Source organism: Streptomyces sp. KLMMK (genome assembly GCF_036961605.1).
GTDB classification, from domain to species: Bacteria; Actinomycetota; Actinomycetes; order Streptomycetales; family Streptomycetaceae; genus Streptomyces; species Streptomyces telluris.
Window position 1 is genome coordinate 1 of the sequence record NZ_JBAMDC010000715.1, and the last position, 1,550, is coordinate 1,550.

General features: G+C 69.7%; 1 protein-coding gene. It reads left to right on the forward strand.

Translation table 11 applies throughout. From position 1 onward, the window contains the following. Positions 1-217 precede the first annotated feature (217 nt). The coding region (locus tag V7793_RS37405; RefSeq protein ID WP_336014167.1) for an amino acid permease at positions 218-1,550 on the forward strand (1,333 nt) is incomplete at its 3' end.

Sequence of the window (1,550 nt, forward strand, 5' to 3'; positions counted from 1 at the left end):
AGGCTACTTCTAGAACAAGCCGGTGAACATGCTGGCCACCACGGCGCTCCTGAGGGATCTTGTACTGACAGATCGTTCACCGACAGGACGGCCCGGCGCGCCACCGCGTTGCGGACACGTCGCGGCAAGAGAGGACCTCAGAACTGTGAGCTCGCGAACCACGGGGGACCCGGGCGCCGGCACCGAGGGATACAAACGCACCCTGGGCTCCCGGCAGATGCAGATGATCGCCATCGGCGGCACCATCGGCACCGGCCTCTTCCTCGGCGCCGGCACCGCGATATCGCAGGCCGGCCCCAGCCTCATCATCTGGTACGCCGCCGCCGGCATCGTGCTCTTCTTCGTCATGCGGGCCCTGGGCGAGCTGCTCACCCACAACCCGGTCTCCGGCAGCTTCGCCGACTACGCCCACCGCTTCCTCGGGCCGTTCTGGGGGTACGCCACCGCCTGGACCTACTGGATCATGTGGGTGACCACCGGCATGGCCGAGATCACCGCGGCCGGGCAGTACGTCAACTACTGGGCGCCCGGCTTCGCCCAGTGGAAGACGGCGCTGATCTCCCTCGTGGTGCTCGCCTGCGCCAACCTGATCTCGGTGAAGATCTTCGGCGAGCTGGAGTTCTGGTTCGCGATCATCAAGGTCACGGCCATCATCGGCATGATCCTCATCGGCCTCGGCGTGCTCATCATCGGCTTCGGCGACGCCGGTGACACCGCGTCGGTCAGCCATCTGTGGGCGGACGGCGGAGTCGCCCCGCACGGCGTGTGGAACTCCCTGATGACCCTGCAGATCGTCCTCTTCGCCTACCTCGGCGTCGAGCTCGTCGGCGTGACCGCGGGCGAGACCAAGGACCCGGAGAAGAACATCCCGCGCGCCATCAACAGCCTGCCGCTGCGCTTCGGCCTGTTCTACCTCGGCGCGCTCTTCGTCATCCTGTCGGTCGTGAGCTGGCAGGAGTTCCAGCCCGGGACGAGCCCGTTCGTCGCCGCCTTCACCAAGATCGGCATCCCGGCGGCGGCCGGCATCGTCAACTTCGTCGTCCTCACCTCGGCGCTGTCCTCGTGCAACGCGGGCGGGCTGTACGCCACGGCGCGCATGCTGCGCACGGCCGGCCTCAACGGCCACGGCCCCGCGGCCCTCGGCCGGCTCAGCAAGCGCGGCGTGCCGGCCACGGCGGTCGTCATCTCGGCGCTGGTCATGGCCCTGGGCGTGCTGGTCAACGCCCTCGACCCGGAGCACGCGTTCGCCTACATCACGGCGGTCTCCACCGGCGGCGCCATCACGGTGTGGAGCATCATCCTCGTGACGCACCTGCGCTACCGCCGGGCCGTGGCGCAGGGCCGGGCGGTCGCCTCCTCCTACCGCATGCCCGGCGCCCCGTACACGAACTGGATCGCGCTCGCGGCCTTCGCCTTCGTCACCGTCCTGGTCGCCTGGGACTCCGACACCCGTGTGGCCCTGTACGTCATCGCCGTCTGGTTCGTCCTGCTGGGCCTGGGCTACCCGCTCGCCCGCCGGCGCCGGGCCGCCGCGGCCCCCGCCGCGGCCG